This window comes from Rhodococcus sp. NPDC060176 (genome assembly GCF_042728675.1).
GTDB lineage: Bacteria > Actinomycetota > Actinomycetes > Mycobacteriales > Mycobacteriaceae > Rhodococcus_F.
Genome location: NZ_JBHWYS010000002.1, coordinates 878,307 through 903,762 on the forward strand (window position 1 = coordinate 878,307; position 25,456 = coordinate 903,762).

At 64.6% G+C, this 25,456-nt stretch carries 22 protein-coding genes and 1 pseudogene; 5 read left to right on the forward strand and 18 right to left on the reverse strand.

What is annotated here, in order from left to right; all coding sequences use genetic code 11:
• Window positions 1-41: 41 nt before the first annotated feature.
• The 7 genes from ACFWEM_RS12460 to ACFWEM_RS12490 all read right to left on the reverse strand — a co-directional run bounded on the left by ACFWEM_RS12460 (window position 42) and on the right by ACFWEM_RS12490 (window position 7,134).
• Complete coding sequence (locus ACFWEM_RS12460; RefSeq protein WP_378533865.1) at window positions 42-1,064, reverse strand: methionine synthase; 1,023 nt, start codon at window positions 1,062-1,064, stop codon at window positions 42-44.
• Window positions 1,061-2,173, reverse strand: a complete 1,113-nt coding sequence (gene mnmA, locus ACFWEM_RS12465) for a tRNA 2-thiouridine(34) synthase MnmA (RefSeq protein WP_378449125.1) — start codon at window positions 2,171-2,173, stop codon at window positions 1,061-1,063. The genes ACFWEM_RS12460 and mnmA overlap by 4 nt, the downstream gene beginning before the upstream one ends.
• Window positions 2,173-3,402: a cysteine desulfurase family protein gene (locus ACFWEM_RS12470; protein ID WP_378533867.1), complete on the reverse strand. Its 1,230-nt coding sequence runs from the start codon at window positions 3,400-3,402 to the stop codon at window positions 2,173-2,175. Before ACFWEM_RS12470 ends, mnmA begins: the two co-directional genes overlap by 1 nt.
• Window positions 3,403-3,454: 52 nt before the next feature.
• Complete coding sequence (locus tag ACFWEM_RS12475; RefSeq protein WP_378533869.1) at window positions 3,455-4,354, reverse strand: lysophospholipid acyltransferase family protein; 900 nt, start codon at window positions 4,352-4,354, stop codon at window positions 3,455-3,457.
• Window positions 4,354-5,193, reverse strand: coding sequence for a GNAT family N-acetyltransferase (locus ACFWEM_RS12480; protein ID WP_378533871.1), 840 nt, complete (start codon window positions 5,191-5,193; stop codon window positions 4,354-4,356). Before ACFWEM_RS12480 ends, ACFWEM_RS12475 begins: the two co-directional genes overlap by 1 nt.
• Window positions 5,194-5,328: 135 nt before the next feature.
• The gene (locus ACFWEM_RS12485) at window positions 5,329-6,285 is read right to left on the reverse strand and encodes an electron transfer flavoprotein subunit alpha/FixB family protein (protein ID WP_003944698.1); all 957 of its coding nucleotides are present in this window, start codon (window positions 6,283-6,285) and stop codon (window positions 5,329-5,331) included.
• A gap of 48 nt (window positions 6,286-6,333) precedes the next feature.
• On the reverse strand, window positions 6,334-7,134 hold the full coding sequence (locus ACFWEM_RS12490) for an electron transfer flavoprotein subunit beta/FixA family protein (RefSeq protein ID WP_019747906.1): 801 nt from the start codon (window positions 7,132-7,134) through the stop codon (window positions 6,334-6,336).
• Window positions 7,135-7,405: 271 nt separating this feature from the next.
• Here ACFWEM_RS12490 and ACFWEM_RS12495 point away from each other — a divergent pair, with 271 nt between their 5' ends.
• The 3 genes from ACFWEM_RS12495 to ACFWEM_RS12505 are packed head-to-tail and all read left to right on the forward strand — an operon-like array spanning window position 7,406 to window position 10,982.
• Window positions 7,406-8,185, forward strand: a complete 780-nt coding sequence (locus tag ACFWEM_RS12495) for a class I SAM-dependent methyltransferase (protein ID WP_378533873.1) — start codon at window positions 7,406-7,408, stop codon at window positions 8,183-8,185.
• Window positions 8,186-8,214: 29 nt separating this feature from the next.
• Complete coding sequence (locus ACFWEM_RS12500; RefSeq protein WP_378534553.1) at window positions 8,215-9,741, forward strand: 1,4-alpha-glucan branching protein domain-containing protein; 1,527 nt, start codon at window positions 8,215-8,217, stop codon at window positions 9,739-9,741.
• Window positions 9,738-10,982, forward strand: a complete 1,245-nt coding sequence (locus tag ACFWEM_RS12505) for a glycosyltransferase family 4 protein (RefSeq protein ID WP_378533875.1) — start codon at window positions 9,738-9,740, stop codon at window positions 10,980-10,982. Before ACFWEM_RS12500 ends, ACFWEM_RS12505 begins: the two co-directional genes overlap by 4 nt.
• Window positions 10,983-10,984: 2 nt before the next feature.
• Here ACFWEM_RS12505 and ACFWEM_RS12510 read toward each other — a convergent pair whose 3' ends face one another.
• Both ACFWEM_RS12510 and ACFWEM_RS12515 read right to left on the reverse strand, forming a co-directional pair.
• A complete protein-coding gene (locus ACFWEM_RS12510) occupies window positions 10,985-11,620 on the reverse strand; it encodes a maleylpyruvate isomerase family mycothiol-dependent enzyme (protein WP_283303685.1) in 636 nt (211 codons plus the stop codon).
• Between the two features lie 97 nt (window positions 11,621-11,717).
• On the reverse strand, window positions 11,718-12,482 hold the full coding sequence (locus ACFWEM_RS12515; RefSeq protein WP_283303684.1) for an acyltransferase: 765 nt from the start codon (window positions 12,480-12,482) through the stop codon (window positions 11,718-11,720).
• Between the two features lie 137 nt (window positions 12,483-12,619).
• Here ACFWEM_RS12515 and ACFWEM_RS12520 point away from each other — a divergent pair, with 137 nt between their 5' ends.
• Window positions 12,620-13,927 carry a PQQ-binding-like beta-propeller repeat protein gene (locus ACFWEM_RS12520; protein WP_378533877.1) on the forward strand — a complete coding sequence of 436 codons (1,308 nt, stop codon included), beginning with the start codon at window positions 12,620-12,622 and terminating at the stop codon, window positions 13,925-13,927.
• Between the two features lies 1 nt (window position 13,928).
• On the opposite strand, the gene ACFWEM_RS12525 is transcribed toward ACFWEM_RS12520, so the two are convergent.
• From ACFWEM_RS12525 to ACFWEM_RS12545, 5 genes are read right to left on the reverse strand one after another with little or no spacing between them, the layout of a single operon-like run.
• The gene (locus ACFWEM_RS12525; RefSeq protein ID WP_378533879.1) at window positions 13,929-15,086 is read right to left on the reverse strand and encodes a class I SAM-dependent methyltransferase; all 1,158 of its coding nucleotides are present in this window, start codon (window positions 15,084-15,086) and stop codon (window positions 13,929-13,931) included.
• A gap of 1 nt (window position 15,087) precedes the next feature.
• Window positions 15,088-16,104, reverse strand: coding sequence for a class I SAM-dependent methyltransferase (locus tag ACFWEM_RS12530; RefSeq protein ID WP_003944733.1), 1,017 nt, complete (start codon window positions 16,102-16,104; stop codon window positions 15,088-15,090).
• 53 nt (window positions 16,105-16,157) lie between these two features.
• Window positions 16,158-16,937 carry an enoyl-CoA hydratase/isomerase family protein gene (locus ACFWEM_RS12535; protein WP_230812784.1) on the reverse strand — a complete coding sequence of 260 codons (780 nt, stop codon included), beginning with the start codon at window positions 16,935-16,937 and terminating at the stop codon, window positions 16,158-16,160.
• A gap of 10 nt (window positions 16,938-16,947) precedes the next feature.
• A complete protein-coding gene (locus tag ACFWEM_RS12540; protein WP_378533881.1) occupies window positions 16,948-17,766 on the reverse strand; it encodes an NUDIX hydrolase in 819 nt (272 codons plus the stop codon).
• 56 nt (window positions 17,767-17,822) lie between these two features.
• Entirely contained in the window at window positions 17,823-18,644 is an 822-nt protein-coding gene (locus tag ACFWEM_RS12545) for an ABC transporter ATP-binding protein (RefSeq protein ID WP_003944728.1), read from the reverse strand.
• A 51-nt stretch (window positions 18,645-18,695) separates the two neighbouring features.
• Between ACFWEM_RS12545 and glgX the strand changes: the two are divergent.
• A pseudogene (gene glgX / locus ACFWEM_RS12550) lies at window positions 18,696-20,738 on the forward strand (glycogen debranching protein GlgX); the annotation flags it as partial.
• Here glgX and ACFWEM_RS12555 read toward each other — a convergent pair.
• From ACFWEM_RS12555 to ctaD, 4 genes are all read right to left on the reverse strand, one after another.
• Window positions 20,651-21,445 (reverse strand): YitT family protein, encoded by a 795-nt coding sequence (locus ACFWEM_RS12555; RefSeq protein WP_378533883.1) that lies wholly within the window; start codon window positions 21,443-21,445, stop codon window positions 20,651-20,653. The pseudogene glgX and the gene ACFWEM_RS12555 sit on opposite strands and share 88 nt — an antisense overlap.
• A 36-nt stretch (window positions 21,446-21,481) precedes the next feature.
• Window positions 21,482-22,228 carry a peptidyl-tRNA hydrolase gene (locus tag ACFWEM_RS12560; protein ID WP_378534555.1) on the reverse strand — a complete coding sequence of 249 codons (747 nt, stop codon included), beginning with the start codon at window positions 22,226-22,228 and terminating at the stop codon, window positions 21,482-21,484.
• Window positions 22,229-22,299: 71 nt separating this feature from the next.
• On the reverse strand, window positions 22,300-23,520 hold the full coding sequence (serB, locus tag ACFWEM_RS12565) for a phosphoserine phosphatase SerB (RefSeq protein WP_020969288.1): 1,221 nt from the start codon (window positions 23,518-23,520) through the stop codon (window positions 22,300-22,302).
• Between the two features lie 116 nt (window positions 23,521-23,636).
• Window positions 23,637-25,427 (reverse strand): cytochrome c oxidase subunit I, encoded by a 1,791-nt coding sequence (gene ctaD, locus ACFWEM_RS12570; RefSeq protein ID WP_020907234.1) that lies wholly within the window; start codon window positions 25,425-25,427, stop codon window positions 23,637-23,639.
• Between the last annotated feature and the right edge of the window lie 29 nt (window positions 25,428-25,456).

Sequence of the window (25,456 nt, forward strand, 5' to 3'; positions counted from 1 at the left end):
AGATTATCGGGTCACACCGACACACCACATGACTCCACGCATCAGAACGCCGACGGATCGTCCACCAATGCCTTGCCGACGTCTGTGCTCAGTCGAAGAGCAGCACGAGCCCACTCCAGGCTCGCTCCCGCAAGACCACAGCGTGGGGTCACCGCGACCTGGGTCTGCAGGAGTTCACGCGAGAATCCGAGACGATCGATCAGCGTGACGGCGGGCATCGCGCACTCTTTCCACGTCACCGGCTTTTCCGGCTCCACGGACGGAACCAGACCGAGCGCCAATTCCTTGCCGGCGTCGAACAACTGGCCGATACCGTCGAGATCGCGTGAGCCGATGAGCGACATGTCGAAGCTCACGCCGAACGCCTGACTTCGCCTCAATAGATCCCACGGTATGTCGGCGCCGCAACTGTGGACGATCGTGGGCAGCCCGCAACCGCTGATCGTCGAGTCGAGAACGGCGAGCGCCTCGGGTTCGGGCAAAGCCGGAACGCTCTCCATCTTGGTGCGCCCAGGCAGCGAACCGGCCAGTACGGCCGCGATCTGGGGCTCGTCCAACTGGATCACCACTGCGGCGCCGGTCCGACGAGTGACCTCGGCCGCATGACGCGCGAGACCCTCACCGAGTGATTCGGCGATGTCGCGGAGCGCCCCGCGGTCGACGAGAACTCGCGAGCCGTTCGCGACCTCGATCTCGGCGCCCAGCGTCAACGGGCCGGCAGCTTGGAGCTTGATCACGTGATCTCCACCGACCAAGCGGGCCGACTCCCAGGCTTCCTCGAGTGCGTCGAGATCCTGATTCAGGAAGTCCTCGGCCCGCTTCGCGACGTTGCCCCGCCGAGGCACGACGCGATAGGCACGCGTCGAGGCGTCGAGGTTGATGTCGACCAAAATGGCCCCTGCCCGGCCGACCATGTCTGCGCCGAGACCGCGGCCCGGCAACTCCACCAGATGTGGGAAACCGCCAAGCTCGCCGAGGATGGTTGCGGCACTTTCGCGGGCATCGGTGCCCGGCCAGGATCCGATTCCGGTGACGAGGCCACCGATGGAAACCTGCTGCGTCACAGTGTGTTCGGCTCGGATTCGGTGCCCGAGATGGTGCCACTGCCGAGAACCTGGTCGCCCAGTTCGCTGTCGGGGCGATACAACACGACAGCCTGTCCCTTCGCGACGCCGGTCAGTGGTTCGCGCAACGAGATCGAGATACCGCCACTCGAAGTACCGTCATCGACGGCCTCCGCGACGGCCTGCGCCAGTCCGCCGTGCGCACGAACCTGCACCATGCATTCGACGGGGCCTTCCGGCGCCTGGCCCGAAGTCCAGATCGCACGCTGCGCCGAGATGGCCCAGACGTCGAGGTTCTTGGCCGATCCCACTCGGACCGTTCCGGTTTCGGGCTCGATCGCGGTCACATACCGCGGACGGCCGTCACCCGCCGGACCTTCGACGCCGAGACCCTTGCGCTGTCCGATCGTGAAGCCGTGGACGCCGTCGTGCGCAGCGAGGACTTCACCGGAATCGGCGTCGACAACGCTTCCGGGACGAACGCCGATGCGCGCACCCAGGAATGCTCGTGTGTCGCCGGTCGGGATGAAGCAGATGTCGTGGCTGTCAGGCTTGTTCGCCACAGCGAGCCCGCGCTCGGCCGCTTCCTCGCGGATCTGTTCCTTCGGGGTGTCACCGATCGGGAACATCGCGCGTGAAAGCTGCTCTGCCGTCAGCACACCGAGGACGTACGACTGATCCTTGTCCGCGTCGACCGCCCGGCGCAGGACGCCGTCTTCGAGGCGTGCGTAGTGACCGGTCGCCACGGCGTCGAAGCCGAGAGCGACCGCGCGATCGGCGAGTGCGGTGAACTTGATCTTCTCGTTGCAGCGCAGGCAGGGGTTGGGGGTCTCACCTGCCGCGTACGACGCCACGAAGTCGTCGATCACGTCTTCCTTGAAGCGATCGGCGAAATCCCAGACGTAGAAGGGTATTCCGAGGACGTCGGCGGCGCGCCTGGCGTCGCCGGCATCTTCCTTCGAGCAGCAACCCCGCGAACCCGTACGCAATGCGCCCGGCGCCGTGGACAGCGCAAGATGAACGCCGACGACGTCATGTCCGGCGGCAACAGCGCGGGCGGCGGCGACAGCGGAGTCGACACCTCCGCTCATGGCTGCGAGTACTCGCATCAGCGATCCCCTCCACGCGAACCGGCACCGGCAAGACCGGCGGCCCGAGCGCGCTCTACTACTTGTGGAAGCGCTGCGAGCAGCGCATCCACATCGGTGACACTCGACGTATGTCCGAGCGAAAATCTCAGTGAGCCACGCGCTACGGGCGATTCGACGCCCATCGCGATCAACACGTGGCTGGCCCGGGCCACACCGGCAGTGCAGGCCGAACCGGTGGAACATTCGATACCGGCTGCGTCGAGGAGCATCAGCAACGAATCGCCCTCGCAGCCGGGAAAGGTGAAGTGCGCGTTACCGGGAAGCCGGTCGGAACCGGTCGGGCCGTTGAGCACCGACTCGGGAAGAATCTCCAGGACTCCCTCGATCAAACGGTCACGCAGCTGCGCCAATTCCCTTGTGCTGGAATCGAAGTTCTCGACGTTTGCGCGCAGCGCCGCAGCCATTCCGACAACTCCCGCGGTATCCGGAGTGCCCGAACGCAGATCACGTTCGTGCCCACCGCCGTGAAGGAGCGGCACACAGGGAACCTGGCGTCCGAGCAAGAGTGCACCGACGCCGTGCGGACCACCGAATTTATGTGCGGCGATGCTCAGCGCGGACAACTTGCTCGCCGCGAAGTCGACGGGCAATTGGGCAACGGCCTGGACCGCGTCGCTGTGCATCGGAATCTCGAACTCGGCCGAGACCTCCGCCAACTCCACGATCGGCATGATCGAGCCGACCTCGTTGTTGGCCCACATCACCGTCACCAGTGCTACTTCGTCGGCGTGGACGGACAGTTCGTCGCGCAACGTCTGCGGATCGACCACACCGTTCTCGTCGACCGGCAACCACGTCACGCGCGCGCCCTCGTGCTGCTCGAGCCACTCGACGGCGTCGAGCACAGCATGATGCTCGACGGGGCTGGCCAGAATGCGAGTGCGTCGTGGATCGGCGTCACGGCGAGCCCAGTAGATGCCCTTGACCGCGAGGTTGTCGCTCTCGGTTCCCCCGGAGGTGAAGATGACCTCCGACGGCCGCGCGCCCAGGCTGGCGGCGATCGATTCGCGCGATTCCTCGACGCGGCGCCGGGCCGCACGGCCGGAGCCGTGCAGCGAGGACGCGTTGCCCACGGTTTTGAAGGTATCGGTCATCGCCTCGATAGCGGCTGCCGACATCGGAGTCGTGGCGGCATGATCGAGGTACACCGGAAATCCGGCGTGGGCACTGTGTGCAGGCAGAGTCATGGCTTGACAAGGATAGCCCAGCACGAGAGCTCGCCCAGCCTCGCTCAGCAGGCTAAGCGCTCATCGCCGGGGAGGGATCGATTTGTCCCACGGCTTGTGTCACGAGTTCCGGTGCGGGGTCGAAGATGTCGTGAGCTGCCAGATCGATGACGTCGACGCCGCGTACGGCTCTCTCGCATCGCTGCGCGAGATCGGCTCGGCACTCCCCTGCCTCCTCGAGCGGAGCCAGCCTGACCTTCACCTCGACGTTCTTCTGACGCAGGATCCGGCGGATGGACTGACCGATCGTTTCGGTGCCGACAAAGCAGGGTCCGGTGCACAGCGAACCGTCGGCGTTCTCGTATCGGATCGCCATCGGCTGAACCGGGCATTCGGCGTCGACGGCAGCTTGGAACATCGCCGGGCGGAAACCGCCGTACGCTCTGCCGCACCAGGTCGTTCCCTCGGGAAAAACCATCACGCGGACACCGCGCTGCAGGCGTTCGCGCACGACGTCGACGGTTCCGGGGAGGTCCCGCAGTCGTGCTCGATCGATGGGTACGACGCGCATCCGCCGCGCGAGACCGCCGAGCACTGCCCAGTCGAGCAGGTCGGCGCGTGCGACGAAGTTGGCCGGAGCAACGGCGCTCGCGACCAGTACATCGGTCCAGGACACGTGACCGGCGACAACCATCACGCCCTCCGGTTCGGCGCGCCCCAACCGTTGATCGTCGACCGTGAGCTTCATCCCCAGACAGCGCAGCAACGCCCGCGAGTATCCGCGTTGCATCTCCGTTCGCCAGGTGCGTGGGAGCAGCCAGCCGGCGGACAGCACCGGCGCAGTCACCAGTGCGGCACCGACCATGACCCCGCGGGCAATCACGGTGATACTCGACACACCGGGTGCGTCCGCGGGTAGACACCCGTCGCCGCAGGGGCTCGTCGGCACCCAGTACGGCACCGACGCGGTCATCAGCCGATCCCCGACTCGTGTGCGGCGGCCGCCGATCGCAGCCGTTCGAGATAACGCTTGTTTGCGGAGTGAAGGCCTTGCAGCGCAACAAAATCAGCCACACCGAACTCGGGATCGTGAGCAGGCTCCCCGCAGATCGTCGCGCCCATCCGTAGGTAGCCGCGGAGCAACGGCGGCATCGTGTGGCGTTCCGGTGCGGCGATCTCGTCGAGCGTCCGGCCGCCGAGGACCACCGGGTTTCGAGGTGTCACCCGTCGCGAAACCGGGCTGGCGTGCTTGTTCATCACGAAGTCACGCACGCCGCGGACATCTGCGCCGGCGATGGCGTCGGGGCGCGGCAGGATGGGCACGGAGACGCACCCCATCACCCACTCGTATCCTGTCAGTTCGAGGTAGTGCAGGATGCCCGACCACATCAGGCTCAGGACGGATCCGGTGCGGTGAGCGGGATCGACGCACGCGCGACCCATCTCGACGATTCTGTTCGCCACCGGGTCGAGCGCGGAGATGTCGAATTCCGTTGCGGTGTAATACCCACCGGCCGCCGCAGCGGAATCCGGCGGCAGCATTCGGTAGCAGCCGACGTACTCCTCGGTGATGTTGTCACGAACGAGAAGATGATCACAGAATTCGTCGAAGGCGTCGGCGTCGAGTTCGAACACCCCAGCCGTTGTTGCCGGGAGGGAGAAGCCAGGCTCGGAGGCGAACACTCGGTATCGAAGACGCTGCGCAGCGACACGATGCTCGCGGTCGGAGGAGACGATCAGGGAATATCTCGGCTGGGCGACCTCACGGCCGAGATTGTCACTCGCGGAGCGAAGGACTGACGTAATTGTCATGCGCAAGGTTTATCGAGCGCGAACGGCATCCCGGTATCGACGAAGTGACATACCGATGCAGGCCGGGTGAATAAAGCACTGTGCGCCTTTATCAACCGCGGGGGGTTGATAAAGGCGCACAGCAGATTGTGCTCTTTAGCCCTTGTGGGACTTCACAGCTTCGGTGAGCTGCGGTGCGACGTTGAACAGGTCGCCCACGATGCCGAAGTCGGCGATCTCGAAGATGGGTGCCTCTTCGTCCTTGTTGACCGCGACGATGGTCTTGGACGTCTGCATGCCGGCGCGGTGCTGGATGGCACCGGAAATGCCGAGCGCGATGTACAGCTGCGGGGAGACCGTCTTACCGGTCTGACCGACCTGGAACTGTCCGGGGTAGTAGCCCGAGTCCACAGCGGCACGCGAAGCACCGACTGCAGCGCCGAGGGAATCGGCCAGCTCTTCGACGACGGAGAACTTGTCCGCGCTGCCGACGCCACGTCCACCGGAGACGACAACCGACGCCTCGGTGAGCTCGGGGCGGTCGCCGCCGACGATGGGCTCACGCGAGGTGACCTTGACGGCACTCTCGTCCTGAGCCGGAACCTCGACGGTGATCTGCTCGCCTGCGCCGGCCTGCGGAGCAGCCTCGACCGCACCCGGACGAACCGAGTAGACGGGAACGTCGCCGTTGGCCTTGGCCTCGACGGTGAACGCGCCACCGAAGATGGAGTGGACGCCGGTGCCGTCAGCCTTGATCTCGATGACGTCGGTCAGCAGTCCGGAGCCCAGACGTGCGGCCAGACGACCGGCAACCTCTTTGCCCTCGGTGCCGGCTGCGGTGATGACTGCTGCCGGGCTGGTGGACTCGACCAGAGCGGCGAGAACGTCGACCTTGGGGGTGACGAGGTAGCCGTCGATGTCGTCGGACTCGGCGACGTAGATCTTCTCGGCGCCGGCTGCTGCCAGCGCGTCGGCGAGCTTTGCTGCGGTGCCTGCGGGGCCGGCGACAACTGCCGACGGCTCACCGAGTGCGCGTGCAGCGGTGATGAGTTCGGTGCTGACCTTCTTCAGCGCACCCTCTGCGTGCTCTACGAGCACAAGTACTTCTGCCATGACTTAACTCTCCCTGAGTTCTTCTGCTGGATGTCTAGAAGGGCGCGATCAGATGACCTTGTTGCTGACGAGGTAAGCGGCAATCTTGGTGCCACCGTCTCCCTCGTCGGCGATGCGCTCACCAGCGGTACGGGGGGGCTTCGGGGTGGAGGACGTCACGGTGGTGCCGGCGTTGGCAACTCCGACGGTCTCCGGGTCGACTCCGAGGTCGGCCAGCGTGTAGACGAGAACTTCCTTCTTCTTCGCGGCCATGATGCCCTTGAAGGACGGGAAGCGCGGCTCGTTGATCTTCTCGGTGACCGAGACGATCGCGGGCAGCGAAGCCTCGAGGCCGAAGACGCCCTCGTCGGTCTCGCGCTCACCGGTGATCTTGCCGTCGGCGACGACGACCTTGCGCAGCTGTGTGAGCTGCGGGATGCCCAGGTACTCGGCGATGATGGCCGGCACAGCGCCGACGCGGCCGTCGGTGGCCTCGTTGCCGGCGATGATCAGGTCGGCAGGCTCGTCGTTCTCGAAGGTGATCTGTCCGAGAGCAGCAGCGAGGGTCCATGCGGTCTGGATCGCGTCGGAGCCGTGCAGTGCCGGGTCGTTGATGTGGACAGCCTTGTCGGCGCCCATCGACAGAGCCTTGCGGATAGCGTCGGTGGCGCGGTCGGGACCTGCGGACAGCACCGTTACCTCACCGCCCTGAGCTTCCTTGATGAGGAGTGCTTCTTCGACGGAGCGCTCGTTGATCTCGTCGAGGACTGCGTCGGCGGCTTCACGGTCAAGCGTGTAGTCGCCGTCGGTCAGCTTGCGCTCGGACCATGTGTCGGGGACCTGCTTGATCAAAACAACGATATTCGTCATGGGTCTTCGTCGACCTCCTGTGTGTAATTCACCTGATAAATCGTCTGTGGTGCTCGCGCAGTCCGAGCGTCCGAAAAGAGAGTCCGACAGGTCTCCCTACGGGCGGATTTCTCGGTTCACGTCGGCTGTGCGTTAGATTACCCCACGTTAAGTTACCGGTGGGTAACTTAACGTGGAACCTCGTCCACCATAACGGCACGAACAGGAATTGACAGCAGTGATCTGGACCACGGCGAACACGTTCTACTCGGATGGCACTAATCTCGCACGGGTGAGTGAAACGAGTGTCAGCAACCACGAGGACGCACCCCTGCCCCTGACGGGCGAACGAACAGTGCCAGGAATCCCCGAGGAGAACTACTGGTTCCGACGCCACGAAGTGGTGTACCGCGCACTTCTGGAGCGCTGTACGGATCGTCGCGTCCTCGAAGCCGGATCCGGAGAAGGCTACGGCGCCAACATGATTGCCGACGTCGCAACGAAGGTTACCGGCCTCGACTACGACATCTCCGCGGTCGAACACGTCCGTGCCCGCTACCCCCGCGTCGAGATGCTTCACGGCAACCTCGCCGAGCTTCCACTGGCCGACAACTCCGTTGACGTCGTCGTCAATTTCCAGGTGATCGAGCACCTGTGGGATCAGGGTCAGTTCCTGCGCGAGTGCTTCCGAGTTCTCGCTCCCGGCGGTGAACTTCTCATCAGCACCCCCAACCGGATCACCTTCTCCCCCGGCCGCGACACGGCGCTCAACCCTTTCCACACTCGTGAGCTCAACGCCGCCGAAATGACCGAATTGCTCGAAGACGCCGGATTCCGCGTTCAGTTGATGACCGGTGTGCACCACGGTTCGCGTCTGAAGGAACTCGACGCCAAGCACGGCGGATCGTTCATCAATGCGCAGATCGACCGCGCGCTGGCCGGTGAGCCCTGGCCGGAAGATCTCACCCGCGACGTCGAGGGCATCACCGTCGACGACTTCAGCATCAGCGAACCTGACATCGACGCAAGCCTCGACCTCGTCGCTATTGCCGTGAAGGAAACCGGCGAGTGAGTAACGCAACACCCGTGAGCGAACCGGGGATGTTCGCCCTGGTTCTGCACTCCCATCTGCCGTGGCTCGCCAACCACGGCAGATGGCCCGTCGGCGAGGAATGGATCTACCAGTCCTGGGCTGCGTCGTACATTCCGCTCGCCGCGGCGCTACGACGCTTGGCCGACGAGGGCCGATCGCACTTGCTGACGCTGGGAATCACGCCGGTACTCGCAGCCCAGTTGGACGATCCCCACTGCCTCGCCGGAATGCATCACTGGCTCGGCAACTGGCAGATCCGCGCCCACGAGGCCGCCGGCATGCCGGACGCAGCGCACCGCGAACTCGGAGCGCGCGAACACCGGGCGTCAGCAGCCGCTCTCGAAGATTTCGAGACTCACTGGCAGCACGGTGCCTCGCCGGTATTTCGCGACCTCATCGATCGTGAGGCATTCGAGCTTCTCGGCGGGCCGCTGGCCCATCCGTTCCAACCACTGCTCGATCCCCGCTTGCGCGCCTTCTCCCTCCGCGAAGGTCTCGCCGACGCGCATGCCCGGTGGAACCACACCCCTACCGGGATCTGGGGACCCGAGTGCGGGTACACCCCGGGCATGGAGCGCGGTTACGCCGAAGCCGGCGTCACTCACTTCATGGTCGACGGCCCCGCCCTGCGCGGCGACACGTCCCTCGGCCGACCGGTTCGAGAATCCGACGTCGTCGCTTTCGGCCGCGACCTGCAGGTCAGCTACCGTGTCTGGTCCCCCAAGTCCGGATACCCGGGCCACGCTGCCTACCGCGACTTCCACACCTACGACCACGCGACAGGCCTCAAGCCGTCGCGGGTCACCGGACGGACCGTCGACTCCGCCGACAAGTTGCCGTACGACCCCGAACTCGCCGCTGCCGCCGTCGACAAGCATGTCGCCGACTTCGTCGAAACCGTTCGGGCGCGTCTGCGCAGTGAATCCGCCCGCATCGGCCGCGACGCACTCGTGGTCGCCGCTTTCGACACCGAACTGTTCGGGCACTGGTGGCACGAAGGTCCGCAGTGGCTCGAGAAACTCCTGCGCGCGCTCCCCGAAGCCGGAATCCGCGTCGGCACCCTCGCCGACGCCAAGGCATCGGGATACGTCGGCGAACCCGTTCAGCTCGAGGACTCGTCCTGGGGATCGGGTAAGGACTGGCGCGTGTGGGCCGGCGATCAGGTATCCGACCTGGTGCAACTGAACTCCGAAGTGGTGGAGACCGCGCTCGGCACCGTGGACAAGTCTCGCGGACGCGCCAACGCACCCGGACGACCGGAACTGCGAAACCGCGTCAACGATCAGATACTTCGCGAGACACTGATGACAGTTTCGAGCGATTGGGCATTCATGGTGAGCAAGGATTCGGCCGCGGGGTACGCCCGCGAACGTGCGCACAAGCACGCCCATGCGACCAGGGAAATCTCCGAAGCGCTGGTATCCGGCCGCGATGCCGTCGCCGTGCGACTCGCCGAAGGCTGGAATCGCGCCGACGGGTTGTTCCCGGGACTGGATGCTCGCCGTCTACCTGACACAGAACTGAGTCCGTCGTGAAAATTCTCATCGTCTCGTGGGAGTACCCACCGGTCGTCGTCGGCGGGCTCGGTCGACACGTCCACCATCTCGCCACCGAATTGGCAGCGGCGGGCCACGAGGTCGTGGTGCTCTCACGCCGCCCGTCCGGCACCGATTCATCGACCCACCCGACAGTCACGCACATTTCCGAGGGCGTTCTCGTCGTCGCGGTGGCCGAGGACCCGGCGCACTTCGTCTTCGGTGAGGACATGCTCGCGTGGACCCTGGCCATGGGCCATGCGATGGTCCGTGCCGGAATGGCGCTGCACAGGCCGGGCGTCGGCGAAGGTTGGCAACCGGATGTGGTGCACGCCCACGACTGGTTGGTTGCACATCCGGCGATCGCCCTGGCCGAATTCTACGACGTACCACTGGTTTCCACGCTTCACGCCACCGAAGCCGGTCGGCACAGCGGTTGGATCTCCGGCCGAATCAACCGCCAGGTCCACTCCGTCGAATGGTGGCTTGCAAACGAATCCGACTCTCTCATAACCTGTTCGGCGTCAATGCAGGAAGAAGTGACCGAGCTCTACGGCCCGACGCTTCCACCGATCACCGTCATCCGCAACGGAATCGACGTGACCACGTGGAACTTTCGCGAACGAGGACCGCGATCCGGACCGCCGAAACTCCTCTTCGTCGGCCGCCTGGAATACGAGAAGGGTGTGCAGGACGCCATCGCGGCACTCCCCCGTATCCGTCGTAGCCACCCCGGCACGACCCTCGCGATCGCAGGCGAAGGTACCCAGTTCACCTGGCTCTACCAACAGGCACGCACGCATCGCGTCGCGCGGGCCGTCGACTTTCTCGGCAACCTCGATCACACCGAACTGCTCAGCTGGCTGCACGGCGCGGATGCCATCGTCCTGCCGTCACGCTACGAGCCGTTCGGGATCATCGCCCTCGAAGCGGCGGCAGCCGGCACTCCGCTGATCACGTCCACCGCAGGCGGACTGGGCGAGGCCGTCGTCGACGGCGTGACAGGCATGTCTTTCCAACCGGGCGACATCGCCGGACTCACCTCGGCAGTTCGCGAGGTTCTCGACGATCCCGCCGGGGCACAGGAGCGGGCCGTGGCCGCCCGGGCACGCCTGACGTCGGACTTCGACTGGCATCAGGTCGCCGAGGAGACTGCGCACGTCTACGCGGGCGCAAAGCGTCGGGTGCGGCAGCCCCTGGCCCGTCCGCAGATACCCGAGCGTCCGCTGCCTGGGCGCTGACCTCAAGGGGTCGGGAGCGGCGCGGTGAAGCGAGAACTCGCATCCCCGAGCAGATGGCCTGGCGGCAGCATCCGACCGCACAGCACCAGCAGCAGATCCTGCGCCGCTCCGTGGACCTCGGCGCCCGCACCGTATTCCCAGTCCCGGTCGTCGGCGCGCAGACGCGCGCCGTCGAGGTCCGTCCCGAAATACTTCACTGTTTTGGGTGAGAGGCCGCCGAGGACGCGGCTGAGCCGGTCTTCCGGCACCACGTAATCGTCGCCGAGTGCCACGCGAATGTCCTGACCGTGGATCACGTCGTGCGAAAGCGCGCCCTCGAAGCCGCCGCCCGGCGGCTTCCACGGGTGTGCAACGTTGTCACGAAGCGAGGCGAGCAGTTGTTGCTCACCAACTTCCGACGCGTCGGCGAGCGCTCGCCGATTCGACATCTTGTTGAAATTTCCGCGTGACTTGACCATTTCCACGACGAATCGCGGCGCCGAGTATCGGTACGGCATGGTGATGTGCGCGATCACTTCGCGGACGCGCCACCCGTCGCACAGGGTCGGCGCGTTCCACTGCTCTGCGCTCAGGCCTTCGAGAAATCCCACCAGTTCGCGGCGCTGCGCCACGACCCATTCGGGTGTCTGTTCGCTCATGTCGGCACTCCTTTCACCGGCGCAGACTTTCGGCGCCGATACCGATACAGACCGGTGGCGGCGCCGAAAGTAATCGCGGGATCTGTCGAAAAGTGGCTTACGACGTCGACGACGCGTCGGCAGCGTCTGCGGCAGCCTTCTTGCGCGCGATGTCCTCGAGCGCGGCGACGTACTTCGCGCGATCGGCAGCGCCGGCTTCCCAATCGGACTTGCGGTTCTTGACCGCCTTCGCGGGCGAGCCGACGGCGATGCTGTAGTCCGGGATGTCTCCCTTGACGACGGCGTGCGCCCCGAGGACACAACCACGTCCGACGCGGGTGTTCCGCAGCACGGTGACCTTGGCGGCAACCCAGGTGTCCGGGCCGATACGGACGGGGCCCTTGACGATGCCCTGGTCCTTGATCGGTGTGTTGATGTCGTCCATGCGGTGGTCGAAGTCGCAGATGTAGCACCAGTCGGCTACGAGCGTCGAAGCACCGATTTCGATGTCGAGGTAGGTGTTGACGACGTTGTCCTTGCCGAAGACGACCTTGTCGCCGATGCGCAGCGAGCCTTCGTGGCACCGGATCGCATTGCCGTCACCGATGTGCACCCAGCGCCCGATCTCGAGGCGAGACAGGTCGGGGGTGGAATGGATTTCGACGTTCTTGCCGAGGAACACCATGCCGCGCAGGATCACGTGCGGGTTGGCCATCTTGAACTTGGCGAGACGGTAGTACCGCACCAGGTACCAGGGTGTGTACGCCTTGTTCGCCAGAACCCATTTGAGGGAATCGACCGTCAAGAACTTGGCCTGATCGCTGTCGCCTCGGCGTGATCCCCGCCATCGAGTGCGCAACGGTGCGCCCCACATGCTCGTCATGAGTGTTCAGCCTACGTGGGGCCGACTCACCGACCCTCGGGGTGTGCCCCGTCACGTTGCCCCGGTCGGGATAGTCTCTGGTCCGGGCTTGTGCAGTTGTCGAAGGCTCTTGACGAAGTGAAGGCAGGGAGATTGTGATGCGGCGGGTCCTACGGTCGTCCGTGATGGTGTCGACGGCGATCGCTGCGGTCCTGATCGCCGGTTGCGGCAGCGACGACGGCCGGGTGGACCGGTACGCGTCGGCGGGTTGGCCGGCCATGCATGCCGACGCACGCAACAGCGACACGAGTCCGGTCACCGGATCACGCGATATCGAGTTCGCGTGGTCACGGCCCCTCGGCGGTCCTGTTGCCGCCTACGCCTCGGTCGCCGCGAACGGTCAGAGCTTCGTCACCGCCCGCACCGAGAACGGCTGCAATCTCTTTTCGTTCCAGATGGATTCGGGTCGCAAGAAGTGGTGCGCTCGACTCAACGACGGAGTAGTCGCCTCGACGCCCATCGTCGACACGGCCACCAATGTCTACGTCGGCGAGAGCGGCGCGATGATGTCGTTCACTGAGACCGGCCAAGTACGTTGGCGCACTCTTGTTGTCGGCACCCCGCTCTCGTCGCAGTTCACCGGCGACGGGAACCTGCTCTTCATCACGCAACTGGGCCAGATCAACGTGCTCGATCCGCAGACCGGCGCAAAGGTTCTTCCGTCGTTCGACCTGATCCCGCCGCCGACGATCGACCAGGGCGCGAATGCAGAACTCATTCCCGACAACAAGGGTTTGAACGAGTGCTTCCTCGGCACGTCCGGTTGCCCGGTGGCCAATACGCCGGCAGTCGACCTGGGCACCGGCAAGTTCTACTTCACCTTCTACGGACCCAGTTCGCAGGCAGCCGATCTGGTCGCCATGAAGTACACGGGCGGCAACAACCCGTCCATCACCCGTGAGTGGTCCACCGACGCGCTTCCCGGTGGGACTGCGTCGAGCCCGGACCTGTCGAAGGACGGCAAGACCGTGTACGCCACCGACAACAACGGATCACTCTGGGCGGTGGACGCCGAAACCGGTGACCCGCGGTGGAGTTACGACATCGGCTTCAACTCGGCGGGCAGCGCCTCGACGTCCGACGACGGCCTGATCATCCCCGCCGGCGGCGACAAGGGGCATCTCCTTGCCGTGCGCGACGAGGGGGATCACGCCGAACTGGTCTGGGAGCGTAAAGACCTTCTGCAGCTGGGTGTTCCGGCACAGACCGCCGGAAACACCGGATACACCGTCGTGCGCGAGGGCGAGAACGGACTGAGCCTGATCACCTTCGACACCGAAACCGGCGAGACGGTGGATCAGGACACGTTGCCGGGCGCGGTCGGCTTCACCGTCGGCACCTCCATCGGACCCAAGGGCGAAGTGTTGACGCCCAGCGCAATCGGTGAGCTGTTCGTCTTCAAGTGATCTAGCGGGATGCCTCACAGATGAAGGCCGACGCCGATCGTCCGATCCGAACGATCACGACGCTCAGCGCGAGCGAGCCTTTCAGCTTGAGCCGCGGACGCAGCACTGCCGGATCGACGTCGACTCCCCGCACCAAGATTTCGGCGACACCGCAGTCCCGCTTGGCCAGCGTCTGCTTGAGCAGTTTCTCCGAGTACTTGATCTGCTCGAGGATCCGGAATCCGCGAACGCCCTCAGGGACACTGTCACCGGTCAGATAAGCGATCCGCGGATCCAGTTGCCACAGGCCGTGTCTGGCCGCGTAGTGGCGCACGAGGCCCGCGCGCACTACCGCCCCGTCCGGGTCGACGATCCACTCCCCCGGTGCCTGCTCCGGGATGACGTCGTCCTCGGCGTCGGTGATCGCCCAACCGGTCCCGTCGGAGCGAAGCACCGACGCTCGACGCGTGACGCCGGACTCGGCCAGTCCCGTCGACCACAGGCAGGCTTCCTTGACGCCGCCGTCGAGCGAGACGACCTCGACTTCGCCTGCCCAACCGAGGTTGTCGAAATCGAGTCCGGGAGCGCACTTCACGGCGAGATCTCGCCCGGAGTACGCCTCGATGAGGTCTGGTAACGGCGGCATCAGCGCTGCGGGATCATGAGTGCGGCGACCGCCCGATCGCCTTGCGGGATCTGCCAGTACGACGGTTTCGCGGGTCGTCGGGCGGAGAGCGTCGGCGCGCAACAATGCTGCACTCGGCACATTGCGCTGCGCCATCGCCAGCCGAACGGAATCGATGTCGCTGCCGATCACGCGATGCGCAACGCCGGTCAATGCGTGCAGTTCGGCGCCGATGGAGCACGTCACGTCATGGACGTCGCGCCCGATCAGACGCTGCGCCCGGTGGGCCGCGACAACGCCAGGAGTGGCTTGTTGCATCGCGTCGTCCGTGAACAACCACTGCTCACTGCCCGGCAGTTTCGCGGCCGCCTTACGCCGAAGTAGGACGGTGTCCACGAGCGCGGGCATGTGATCACCGAAACGCGTACGCGCCCGGCCGATGTCGGCCAGACGCGTACGCGTGGACAGTTCGAGCTGATCCACCTCGGCCAAGGCCGCTACGCCGGAATCACTTCCGAGATAGTCGACGTCGCCGAGGGTGAAGTCATAGCCCAATTCAGTTGCCGGGCTTCACGCCGGTGATCATGACGTTGTAGAAGAATCCGCGAGGAACGACGTGGCGGAGTACCTTCTCGTCGACCCAGCTGAGCGTCTTCCAACCACCGAAAGCGAAACGCCCCCAGCCCCAACCGAGCTTCTCCGGCGGAACAGCCGCCTCGAAGGTGCGGACAGGCCAGCCGAGAAGAGCCGCGGCGAACTCCTCGGTGGCAGCGTGGACCTGATCGGCGCCAGCTGACTTCGCCATGTTCTCGAGGTCCGTGGGATCGAACGTGTGGATGTCGACGACAGCTTCGAGAGCTGCTGCGCGGGAGGACTCGTCGAGCTCTTCCTGCGGGCGACGCCAGTCTGCGAGGAACGGCAGCTTGGTCACGCGTGTGGTTGCTTCCCACGTCGCGCGGCCGAGCCAGCGAGCGTAGAAGTTGCCGACAGTGGTGGGCTCACCGGCGAAGACGAAACGTCCGCCGGGCTTGAGGACACGAAGGACCTCACGCAGCGACTTCTCGACGTCCGGAATGTGGTGCAGCACGGCGTGGCCGACAACCAGGTCGAAGGTGTTGTCCTCGTACGGAATGGTCTCGGCGTCGGCGACACGGCCGTCGACCGGCAGGCCGAGGCTCTCGGCATTGCGCAGCGCGACCTTCACCATGCCGGGCGAGAGGTCGGTGACCGAACCGGTTTTGGCGACTCCACCCTGCATCAGGTTGAGGAGGAAGAATCCGGTGCCGCAACCCAGTTCGAGGGCGCGCTCGTACGGGAGCGGCTGGTCGCCCGCGACGGCGTCGAAACGACCACGTGCGTAGTCGATGCAGCGCTCGTCGTACGAGATGGACCACTTGTCGTCGTAAGTTTCGGCTTCCCAGTCGTGGTAGAGCACCTGGGCGAGCTTGGTGTCCTTACGAGCGGCCTCGACCTCTTCGGCCGTGGCGTGCGGCCGCGGCGCGGGGTCGACTACCGAGGTATCGGTAGCGGCGGGCGGCGTGACGGTTGCGTCGTCATTCGGGCTGGCTGTCATGGCGGCTATCCTACTCGCTGGTAAGAGATGAACAAGTTCTAGTTTAGGGGAGCCTACTCGCCCGTGAACTCGGCCTTGCCCGGACCGTTGGCGATGAACGATTCCATGCCGATCGTCTGATCCTTGGTCGCGAACAATCCGGCGAACAGATGCTGCTCGATCTTGAGGCCGGATTCCAGGTCGGTGTTCAGACCCTCGTCGATGGCCGCCTTGGCAGCAGCCAACGCGCGCGACGCGCCTCCGACGAACTGCGAGGCCCACGTGCGGGCTGCGGTGTAGACATCGTCAGGAGCGACGACCTCGTCGACCAACCCGATGGCCAACGCCTCGTCAGCCCCGACGAAACGGCCGGTGAAGACCAGATCCTTGGCCTTGGCCGGCCCGATCAGGCGAGCGAGGCGCTGCGTTCCGCCGCCACCGGGAATGATTCCGAGCAGAATCTCCGGAACTCCGAGCTTGGCGTTGTCTCCGACAATCCGGCGATCGGCCGAAAGTGCAACTTCGAGTCCGCCACCGAGTGCGTATCCGGTGATCGCGGCCACGGTCGGCTTCGGGATGGACGCCACGGCGCCGAGCCCTGCCTGCATGCCACCGATCGCGTCACGGATCTGGCCGTAGTCCATCTCCGCCATTTCCTTGACGTCGGCGCCGGCAGCAAAGACCTTCTCCCCGCCGTAGACGATGACGGCCTTGACCGCCTTGTCGACGGTCGCAGCGTGTGCGGCAGCTGCCAACTCGTCCTGCACCTGACGGTTCAGCGCGTTCATGGGCGGGCGCGCCAGACGGATGGTGCCGATGCCTTCGGAAACTTCGAGAGTCACAAATTCAGCCATGATCGAGAATCTACTTTGCCGCCTTGATCGACCACGGATGCGGTCCGGCGGTGTAGTAGCCGTCTTGGTTCGGGAATTCCACGCGCAGGGTTTCCTCGTCGGTGATCAGCGTAGGAAGGATGACGGGGATCTCCGGCTCGGCTGCGAGTATCTCCGCCACCGAGCTGAACTTGGCCAATTCGGTCAGCTGACTCCATGTCGGCGGCAACAGGATGCTGCCACCCTCGCGCCAATGCGCAAGAGCGTCCTGCGGGCTCTGCCAACGAACCTCGGCGGCCTCGGAGGTGACGCCGTCCGCAATCTGTCCGGTCGGTGACGCTGCGACGAAGAAGCGTGTGTCGTAGCGGCGGGTCTCGCCCACCGGCGTGATCCAGTTCGCCCACGGCCGCAGCAGATCCGTTCGCAGGACCAGGTTCTCCTTTTTCAGGAAATCACTGAACGACAACTCGTGCTTTTCGAGAGCAACCCGGTCCTGCGCGTAGCCGGCCGTGTCGGCCACGACGGTGTCCGCGGTCGGTCCGGCGAGCAGGACGCCGCACTCCTCGAACGTTTCCCGAACCGCAGCCAAGACGAGGGCCTTCGCCCGAGCCACATCCGTGCTGAACCGCTCGGCCCACCACTCGACCGACGGGCCGGCCCACTCGACCTCGGCCGTCGCGTCGGACTTGTCGACGCCGCCGCCGGGGAAGACCGTCATGCCCCCGGCAAACGCCATCCCCTGTACTCGTTGGAGCAGGAAGATCTCGATACCGGATTCGGCATCGCGCACCAAGATGACGGTCGACGCGTCCTTGGGGTCGGGGACAGCGTTTGCATTCTCGTTAGCCATGCTTCGCGAACCTACGCGATCTGTGATCTGGGCCGCATTTCAGGTCCCACTGAAGCTCACGCGCGATGAGCTCCGGACGGCCTCGCACGGCGTGCGAAGTATCGGCCGTCCGCCTTGTCGAGGCTGATGGACTGGCTGAATGCCGCGCTCAGATTTTCGGCGGTGATGACGTCGTCCAGAAGCCCCTGGGAGACGACCTCACCTTCCTTGAGAAGGAGTGCGTGAGTGAATCCCGGCGGGATTTCCTCGACGTGATGGGTGATCAGAACGGTTGCCGGGGCGTCCGGATCGGCAGCCAGTTCGGCGAGTCTGGCCACAAGTTCCTCACGGCCACCGAGGTCGAGCCCGGCGGCGGGCTCGTCCAGAAGAAGAAGTTCGGGATCGGTCATCAGGGCTCGCGCGATGAGGACGCGCTTGCGCTCGCCTTCGGAAAGCGTCCCGTACGTACGATCCGCCAGGTGCTCGGCGCCGAGGCTTTCGAGCATCTCGACAGCACGCGAGGTGTCCATGGATTCGTACTCCTCGCGCCACCGACCGAGAACGGCGTAGCCCGCCGACACGACGAGGTCGCTGACCTTCTCGTCGCCGGGAACGCGGTTCGCCAACGACGACGAAGACAAACCGATTCGTGGGCGCAACTCGTTGACGTCGACCTTGCCGAGAACTTCACCGAGGAGGTGGGCGGAACCACTGGTCGGGAAGGTCTCGCCGGCCGCGATGCGCAACAGCGAAGTCTTGCCGGCGCCGTTGGGTCCGAGCACCACCCATCGCTCGTCGAGCTCCACTTTCCAGGTGACGGGACCCACGAGAGTGGACCCTCCCCGGCGGATGAGTACGTTGTCGAAATCGATGAGCAGATCTGGATCAGGTAGCGGCACCCGAACATCTTCCCGCACATTCTCCGGCCGTTCACGGCAGGATCATCTTGCGTGTCGCCTCTCATCGAAACTCACACCCCGACGCCCGGGTCTCCGTTCCCCCTCGGCGCCCACATCGTGGACTCCGGAACCCAGTTCGCGGTCCACGCCCCGGCCGCGTCGAGCGTCCACATCTGCCTGATCGACCAGGCCGGAAACGAAGATCGCGTCGAACTTCGGCAACACACGTACGGAATCTGGCACGGAATCATCGCCGGGGTCGGTGCGGGGCAGCGATACGGAATTCGGGCGAGCGGTCCGTGGAATCCGCGCGCCGGGCTGAGACTGAATCCACACAAGCTGCTCGTCGATCCGTGGGCGCGCCGCATCGAGGGGGAACTCGGTGATCACCGTGCCCTGCTGTCGTACGCCGACGATCCCTTCGGCGACCCGTCGACGCTCGACTCGCTCGGCCACGTGCCACTGTCCGTGGTGACGCCCGGCCTCGTGCCCGCCGGAGCCCGCCTCGAGACGCCGTGGGAGGAAAGCGTGATCTACGAACTGCATGTGGGCGCGTACACCGCCAGTCATCCAGGAGTACCCGCCGCCCACCGCGGAACGTACCTCGGCCTGACGGCACCGGCCGTGATCGATCACCTCGTCTCACTCGGCGTCACCGCCGTGGAACTGCTTCCCGTACAGGCGTTTCTGACCGAACAGAGCGTCCGCGAGCGAGGGATGCGCAACCACTGGGGATACTCGACGGCGTCGTACTTCGCCCCGCATCCCGGATACGCGGCAACTCCGGGCGGCGAAGTCACCGAGTTCCGGATCATGGTCGACGCACTACACGCGGCAGGCATCGAGGTCATCCTCGACGTCGTCTACAACCACACCTGCGAGCAGAGTGTCGACGGAATCAGCGTCAGCTGGCGAGGTTTGGACGGCCCGGGCTACTACCTTCTCGACGGCGACGGCCGCGACATCGACCTGACCGGGTGCGGCAACACGGTCGACGCCTGCTCCCCCATCGCCGTCCGCATGATCACCGACAGCCTCCGCTACTGGACCACCGAAATGGGTGTCGACGGCTTCCGATTCGATCTCGCGAGCGCGTTGGGTAGGCCGCGCGGCGGCGGCTTCGACCAGCGGGCGTCCATCTTGTCGGCCATCTCCTCCGATCCGGTACTGACCCGGTGCAAGCTCATCGCCGAACCGTGGGATGCCACTGCCGACGGTTACCAGGTCGGAAACTTCGGACTCCAATGGTCGGAATGGAACGACAAGTACCGCAGCACCATTCGCCAGTTCTGGAACGGCGGCTCCAGCGTCCGGAAGGTCGCGTCGCGCCTCGCCGGTTCCGAGGACATCTTTGCCGGCAGCGGCCGTCGCCCCTGGGCGTCGATCAACTTCGTCACAGCGCACGACGGGTTCAGCGCCGCCGATCTGGTCGCGTACAACCACAAGCACAACGAAGCCAACGGTGAAGACAATCGTGACGGCGCCGATCACAACGATTCGTTCAACCACGGAATCGAAGGCCCGAGCACCGATCCTGAGATTCAGGACGCCAGGGCACGTCATGTACGGGCGCTACTGGCCACGCTCGTGCTGTCGACAGGCACACCGATGCTCACCGCCGGAGACGAGTTCGGCCACAGTCTCGGCGGAAACAACAACGCGTATTGTGTTCCCACACTTGCCTCCCCAGCCGATTCGTGGGCCCTGGACTGGACGGCGGCCGATCAGTCGTTGGTGCGATTCGTCTCCCGAGCTCTCGGACTACGCCGAGCGGCACCGGCGTTGCGTCAGCCCGAATTCTTCGAAGGCAGACGAAGACTGGAGCACCCGGACCTCGTCTGGTTCGACGCTGCCGGCATCGAGTTCGACGACACCGCATGGTACGACGAGGCTCACCGAACGCTGCAGGCCTGGATCGACGGAGCCGACGTTCGGTCTCACACTCGGACCGGGCGCCCACTCGGTGACGACAGTTGGCTCCTGATCCTGCATTCCGGCGGACCGACTCAAGTCACCGTCGGCACTCCGGAATGGTTCGACGGCACCTTGACTGCCTCGTTCGATTCGGCTTCACCCACCGGAGAGCCTGCCTCGACCGCGGAAGTTTCCGTCGGCACCGAAATTTCGTTGACCGGACCCACGGTCTTGGCCTTACGTTCGGTTTCACGTCCGCCGGTCACCGCTGCTGTCATGGAATCCGGCAGCACCTTGATCAGGAATTGAATGGTCGGTCCGATTCCGAAAGCGTACAACACGGTTCCGACACCAACGGTTCCACCGAGAAGCCATCCGGTAGCGAGGACCGCGATTTCGATGCTGGTACGCACGAGCCTGACCGACAGGCCGGTGCGAGCAACCAATCCGGTCATCAATCCGTCGCGAGGACCCGGCCCCATGCCGGCGCCGATGTAGAGAACGCTGGCCAGTCCGTTGAGGAGAATTCCCCCGACCATGATGGCCGCGCGAACTGGCATGGAATCGAAGACCGGCAAGAAGGCCAGTGAAGTATCCACCGATATGGCAATCACCACGACATTGGCGACCGTGCCGAATCCTGGGCGCTGACGGATCGGAATCCAGAGCAGCAGTACCACCGCACCGGTGATTGCAGTGATCACGCCGAAGCTGAGCGAAACGTGCTCGGCAACACCCTGATGGAACACATCCCACGGATCGAGGCCGAGCCCCGCTGTGATCATCATGGCCATCGAGAACCCGTACAACCACAGACCGACGAACAGCGAGGCAAATCTCCGTATCAACACTCGACCATCCTGAAGGCCACTGGACTGTTCATCCATAGCCAAGTTGCCGATACTGGACTGGTCGGTTGAGTCTTACGGAACCGCGATGACTGTCATGGAACCCGGTGCGACTTCCGTGAACCCTGCATCACGAACCGCGACGGCCTCCGACTTCTTCAATCGATCTACTGCCTCGGCCCACTGTTTCGGACTTGCGTCGCGGACCGAGCAGCGAAAGTCGTTCTGCGCCCAGGTCCAGCATTGTTCCTCGGACATGGCCGCTGCCAACAACATCGAGGCATGGCCGACCTGAGCCGACGCCTTGCCTACCGTCATCTCGAGCGCCGCGTCGATCCACAGCACCGGCAGTCCAGGCTCGGGCGGTCCGGGTTCGTCGTGCTCGAGATCGGTGCCACCGATCTGCAACTTCTTGATTCGGGGGTCCAGTTCTCCGACCGGCCTGGGAACCAAAGCCCGCGCCTGGGCACCATCCACGTCGACGGTGATGCCCGGTACCTCCTGTGCGGCAAGCCACTGAGCACCTCGCGCTCGACGAGAGACCTTCCGGATCCGGGCACCCACCCACGCCGAATAGTCCTCGTGCCACGGGCCGGGTTCCCCGTCTTCGGTGAACCCGACGCGTTCGTCCAGGCACAGCGCAACTGCCGCGGTTGCCGCAGCCTCGAGGAGTGCAGTGCGTTTCGGCGGGTCTGCCTTCGGAATGTGGAGAATGATCGGCATCGCCAGCACCAGCGCCGGATCCGCAGGATCGTCTTGCCCACCGTACCCAGCAGCCAGCACCGCGTGACGCTGGCGCCACCGAGAATCGGGGCCGGACATCACAGTTGGATCTGAACTCACAGCTGGATCGGAGGTGACTGCTGGATCGGAGGTGGCTGCTGGATCGGAACTCATGGAATCGGTACGCGTCGTACGCCACCGTCGACTGCGTCTGCCGCCTCGACCTCGTCGCGAGTCACACCGAGAATGAACAGCACAGCATCGAGGAAGGGATGCGACAGAGCCGCGTCCGCTACCTCGCGCAGTGCAGGCTTGGCGTTGAACGCCACACCCAGGCCCGCAGCGTTGAGCATGTCGATGTCGTTGGCACCGTCACCGACGGCCACGGTCTGTTCCATCGGCACACCGACCTGATCGGCGAACTTGCGCAGCGCCACGGCCTTCGCAGCCCGGTCGACGATCTCACCGATCACACGACCGGTCAGCTTGCCGTCGACGATCTCGAGGGTGTTGGCGTGTACGAAGTCCAGTTCGAGTTCGTGTGCGAGGCCTTCGATGACCTGCCGGAAGCCTCCGGACACGACACCGCAGTGGAATCCGAGACGACGCAGGGTGCGAATGGTGGTGCGAGCACCCGGCGTCAGTTCGATGCTCTCTGCCACCTCGTCGATGACGGAGGCGTCGAGGCCGGCGAGTGTAGCCACCCGCTGGTGCAGTGATTCGGTGAAGTCGATCTCGCCGCGCATTGCAGCTTCGGTGACTGCGCGGACCTCGTCCTCGACGCCGGCCTTCGCGGCCAGCATCTCGATGACCTCGCCCTGGACGAGCGTCGAATCCACGTCGAACACGATCAGACGCTTGGCCCGGCGAGCGAGACCTGCGCGCTCGACCGCGATGTCGACGTTTTCGAGTGCAGCAACCTCGGCGAGTCCGGTGCGCAACTTCGCGTCGCCGTCGACAGTATCCGCGGCACTGACGCTGAGTTCGAGACCGGTGACGGGATAATCGGCGACACCACGGATGGAATCGATGTTGGCGCCCTGCTTCGCGAGTTCGCGCGCAACCGATCGCATAGCGCGAGCATTGACCGGGCTGCCGAGAACAACTACCGCGTGGGTGGACACCGCGGGCCGTCCGGGATCGGCACCGATTTCGATGTCGACGTTCATTCCGACCGTCGCCATCGCCTGTTCGAGTTCTTCCTGAAGCGCTTCGGGATCGTTCGGGCAGGCCACCATGACTCCGAGTGTCAGTCGACCTCGAATCACCACCTGCTCCACGTCGAGTAGACGCACATCGTGCCGCGACAGCGCCGCGAACAATACCGAGGTGACGCCAGGGCGGTCCGGCCCGGTCACAGTCACCAGAACAGTGGTGTCAGAGGCACCCACCGAAAACTCCGATCGTTTCTTCGTTCGCGTCTTTATCGTCACTATTGTGCCAAGCGAAAGGCCCCACCCGTTACTCGGGCGGGGCCTTCGCTGATTACTTCAGTGTGTTACTTCGCTCAGGAGCGGCTGTCGGTGCCGGGGTCGCCTTCGTCCCCGACTGTCAGCGGCTCGTGACGAGCATCTTCGAGCACGGTGCTGGCGTTCTTCCCACCGTGGCCGGGGCCGACGTGCGCTTCCGCGCGCATCCGCTCGACCATGTGCGGGTAGTGCAACTCGAACGCCGGACGCTCGCTGCGGATGCGCGGCAACTCGGTGAAGTTGTGACGCGGCGGCGGGCAGGTGGTTGCCCACTCCAGCGAGTTTCCGTAGCCCCACGGATCGTCGACGGTGACAACTTCGCCGTAGCGGTAACTCTTGAAGACGTTCCAGATGAACGGCAGCGTCGAGGCACCGAGCACGAAGGCGAAGATGGTGGACACCGAGTTAAGAACCGTGAATCCGTCCGAGGGCAGGTAGTCGGCGTAACGGCGCGGCATGCCTTCGGCACCGAGCCAGTGCTGCACGAGGAACGTGCCGTGGAAGCCGACGAACGTGGTCCAGAAGTGCCACTTGCCGAGGCGCTCGTCCATCATGCGACCGGTCATCTTCGGGAACCAGAAGTAGATACCGGCGTAGGTGGCGAACACGACCGTGCCGAAGACCACGTAGTGGAAGTGGGCGACGACGAAGTAGCTGTCCGTGACGTGGAAATCGAGCGGCGGGCTCGCGAGGATGACACCCGACAGACCACCGAAGAGGAAGGTGATCAGGAAGCCGATCGAGAACAGCATCGGCGATTCGAAGGTCAATTGCCCCTTCCACATCGTTCCGATCCAGTTGAAGATCTTCACACCTGTCGGCACGGCGATCAGGAACGTCATGAACGAGAAGTACGGCAGGAGAACAGCGCCGGTTGCGTACATGTGGTGAGCCCACACCGCGATCGACAGAGCGGCGATGGCCAGCGTTGCGTACACCAGGCCGCTGTAGCCGAAGATCGGCTTACGGCTGAAGACCGGGAAGATCTCGGACACGATGCCGAAGAACGGCAGCGCGATGATGTACACCTCGGGGTGACCGAAGAACCAGAACAGGTGCTGCCACAGGAGCACACCACCCGTTGCCGGGTCGAAGATGTGTCCACCGAGATGGCGGTCGACGAACAGGCCCATGAATGCAGCGGTCAGCAGCGGGAACGCCAGCAGGATCAGGATGCTGGTGATGAAGATGTTCCAGGTGAAGATCGGCATGCGGAACATGGTCATACCGGGTGCGCGCAGGCAGATCACGGTGGTGACCATGTTGACGCCACCGAGGATGGTGCCGAGGCCGGCGACAGCCAGACCCAAGACCCACAGGTCGGCGCCGACGCCGGGGCTGTGCAGCGCGCTGGTGAGCGGCGTGTATGCCGTCCAACCGAAGTCTGCTGCGCCACCGGGCGTGACGAATCCGGCCGTTGTGATGATCGCGCCGAACAGGTACAGCCAGTAGCTGAACGCGTTCAGACGCGGGAACGCGACGTCGGGTGCACCGATCTGGAGCGGAAGAATGTAGTTCGCGAAGCCGAAGACGATCGGGGTCGCGTACAGCAGCAGCATGATCGTGCCGTGCATGGTGAACAGCTGGTTGAACTGTTCGTTGGAAAGGAACTGCATGCCGGGTACAGCAAGTTCGGCACGCATCATCAGTGCCATGAGGCCACCGATGAGGAAGAAGGCGATGGAAGTCGCCAAGTACATGATTCCGAGCACCTTGGGATCGGTGGTCGTGATCATCTTGAAAATGAATGAGCCCTTGGGTCCCTGCCGCGGCGGGTAAGGCCTGGCCGGCGCTATCGTGGGGACTGGCTGGGGCGCTACGGCAGTCACTGATCCTCCTGAATGTGCCTTTGGTCGCT

Excerpts from the sequence above, each read along its gene's own strand:
- ACFWEM_RS12515 (WP_283303684.1), bottom strand. The coding sequence starts at position 12,482 with ATGACGAGCATGTGGGGCGCACCGTTGCGCACTCGATGGCGGGGATCA.
- ACFWEM_RS12500 (WP_378534553.1), top strand. The coding sequence starts at position 8,215 with ATGTTCGCCCTGGTTCTGCACTCCCATCTGCCGTGGCTCGCCAACCAC.
- ACFWEM_RS12535 (WP_230812784.1), bottom strand. The coding sequence starts at position 16,937 with ATGGCTGAATTTGTGACTCTCGAAGTTTCCGAAGGCATCGGCACCATC.
- ACFWEM_RS12470 (WP_378533867.1), bottom strand. The coding sequence starts at position 3,402 with ATGACTCTGCCTGCACACAGTGCCCACGCCGGATTTCCGGTGTACCTC.
- ACFWEM_RS12530 (WP_003944733.1), bottom strand. The coding sequence starts at position 16,104 with ATGACAGCCAGCCCGAATGACGACGCAACCGTCACGCCGCCCGCCGCT.
- ACFWEM_RS12480 (WP_378533871.1), bottom strand. The coding sequence starts at position 5,193 with ATGACAATTACGTCAGTCCTTCGCTCCGCGAGTGACAATCTCGGCCGT.
- ACFWEM_RS12490 (WP_019747906.1), bottom strand. The coding sequence starts at position 7,134 with ATGACGAATATCGTTGTTTTGATCAAGCAGGTCCCCGACACATGGTCC.
- ACFWEM_RS12485 (WP_003944698.1), bottom strand. The coding sequence starts at position 6,285 with ATGGCAGAAGTACTTGTGCTCGTAGAGCACGCAGAGGGTGCGCTGAAG.
- ACFWEM_RS12555 (WP_378533883.1), bottom strand. The coding sequence starts at position 21,445 with ATGGATGAACAGTCCAGTGGCCTTCAGGATGGTCGAGTGTTGATACGG.
- ACFWEM_RS12520 (WP_378533877.1), top strand. The coding sequence starts at position 12,620 with ATGCGGCGGGTCCTACGGTCGTCCGTGATGGTGTCGACGGCGATCGCT.
- ACFWEM_RS12560 (WP_378534555.1), bottom strand. The coding sequence starts at position 22,228 with ATGTCCGGCCCCGATTCTCGGTGGCGCCAGCGTCACGCGGTGCTGGCT.
- ACFWEM_RS12540 (WP_378533881.1), bottom strand. The coding sequence starts at position 17,766 with ATGGCTAACGAGAATGCAAACGCTGTCCCCGACCCCAAGGACGCGTCG.
- mnmA (WP_378449125.1), bottom strand. The coding sequence starts at position 2,173 with ATGCGAGTACTCGCAGCCATGAGCGGAGGTGTCGACTCCGCTGTCGCC.
- ACFWEM_RS12510 (WP_283303685.1), bottom strand. The coding sequence starts at position 11,620 with ATGAGCGAACAGACACCCGAATGGGTCGTGGCGCAGCGCCGCGAACTG.
- ACFWEM_RS12475 (WP_378533869.1), bottom strand. The coding sequence starts at position 4,354 with ATGACCGCGTCGGTGCCGTACTGGGTGCCGACGAGCCCCTGCGGCGAC.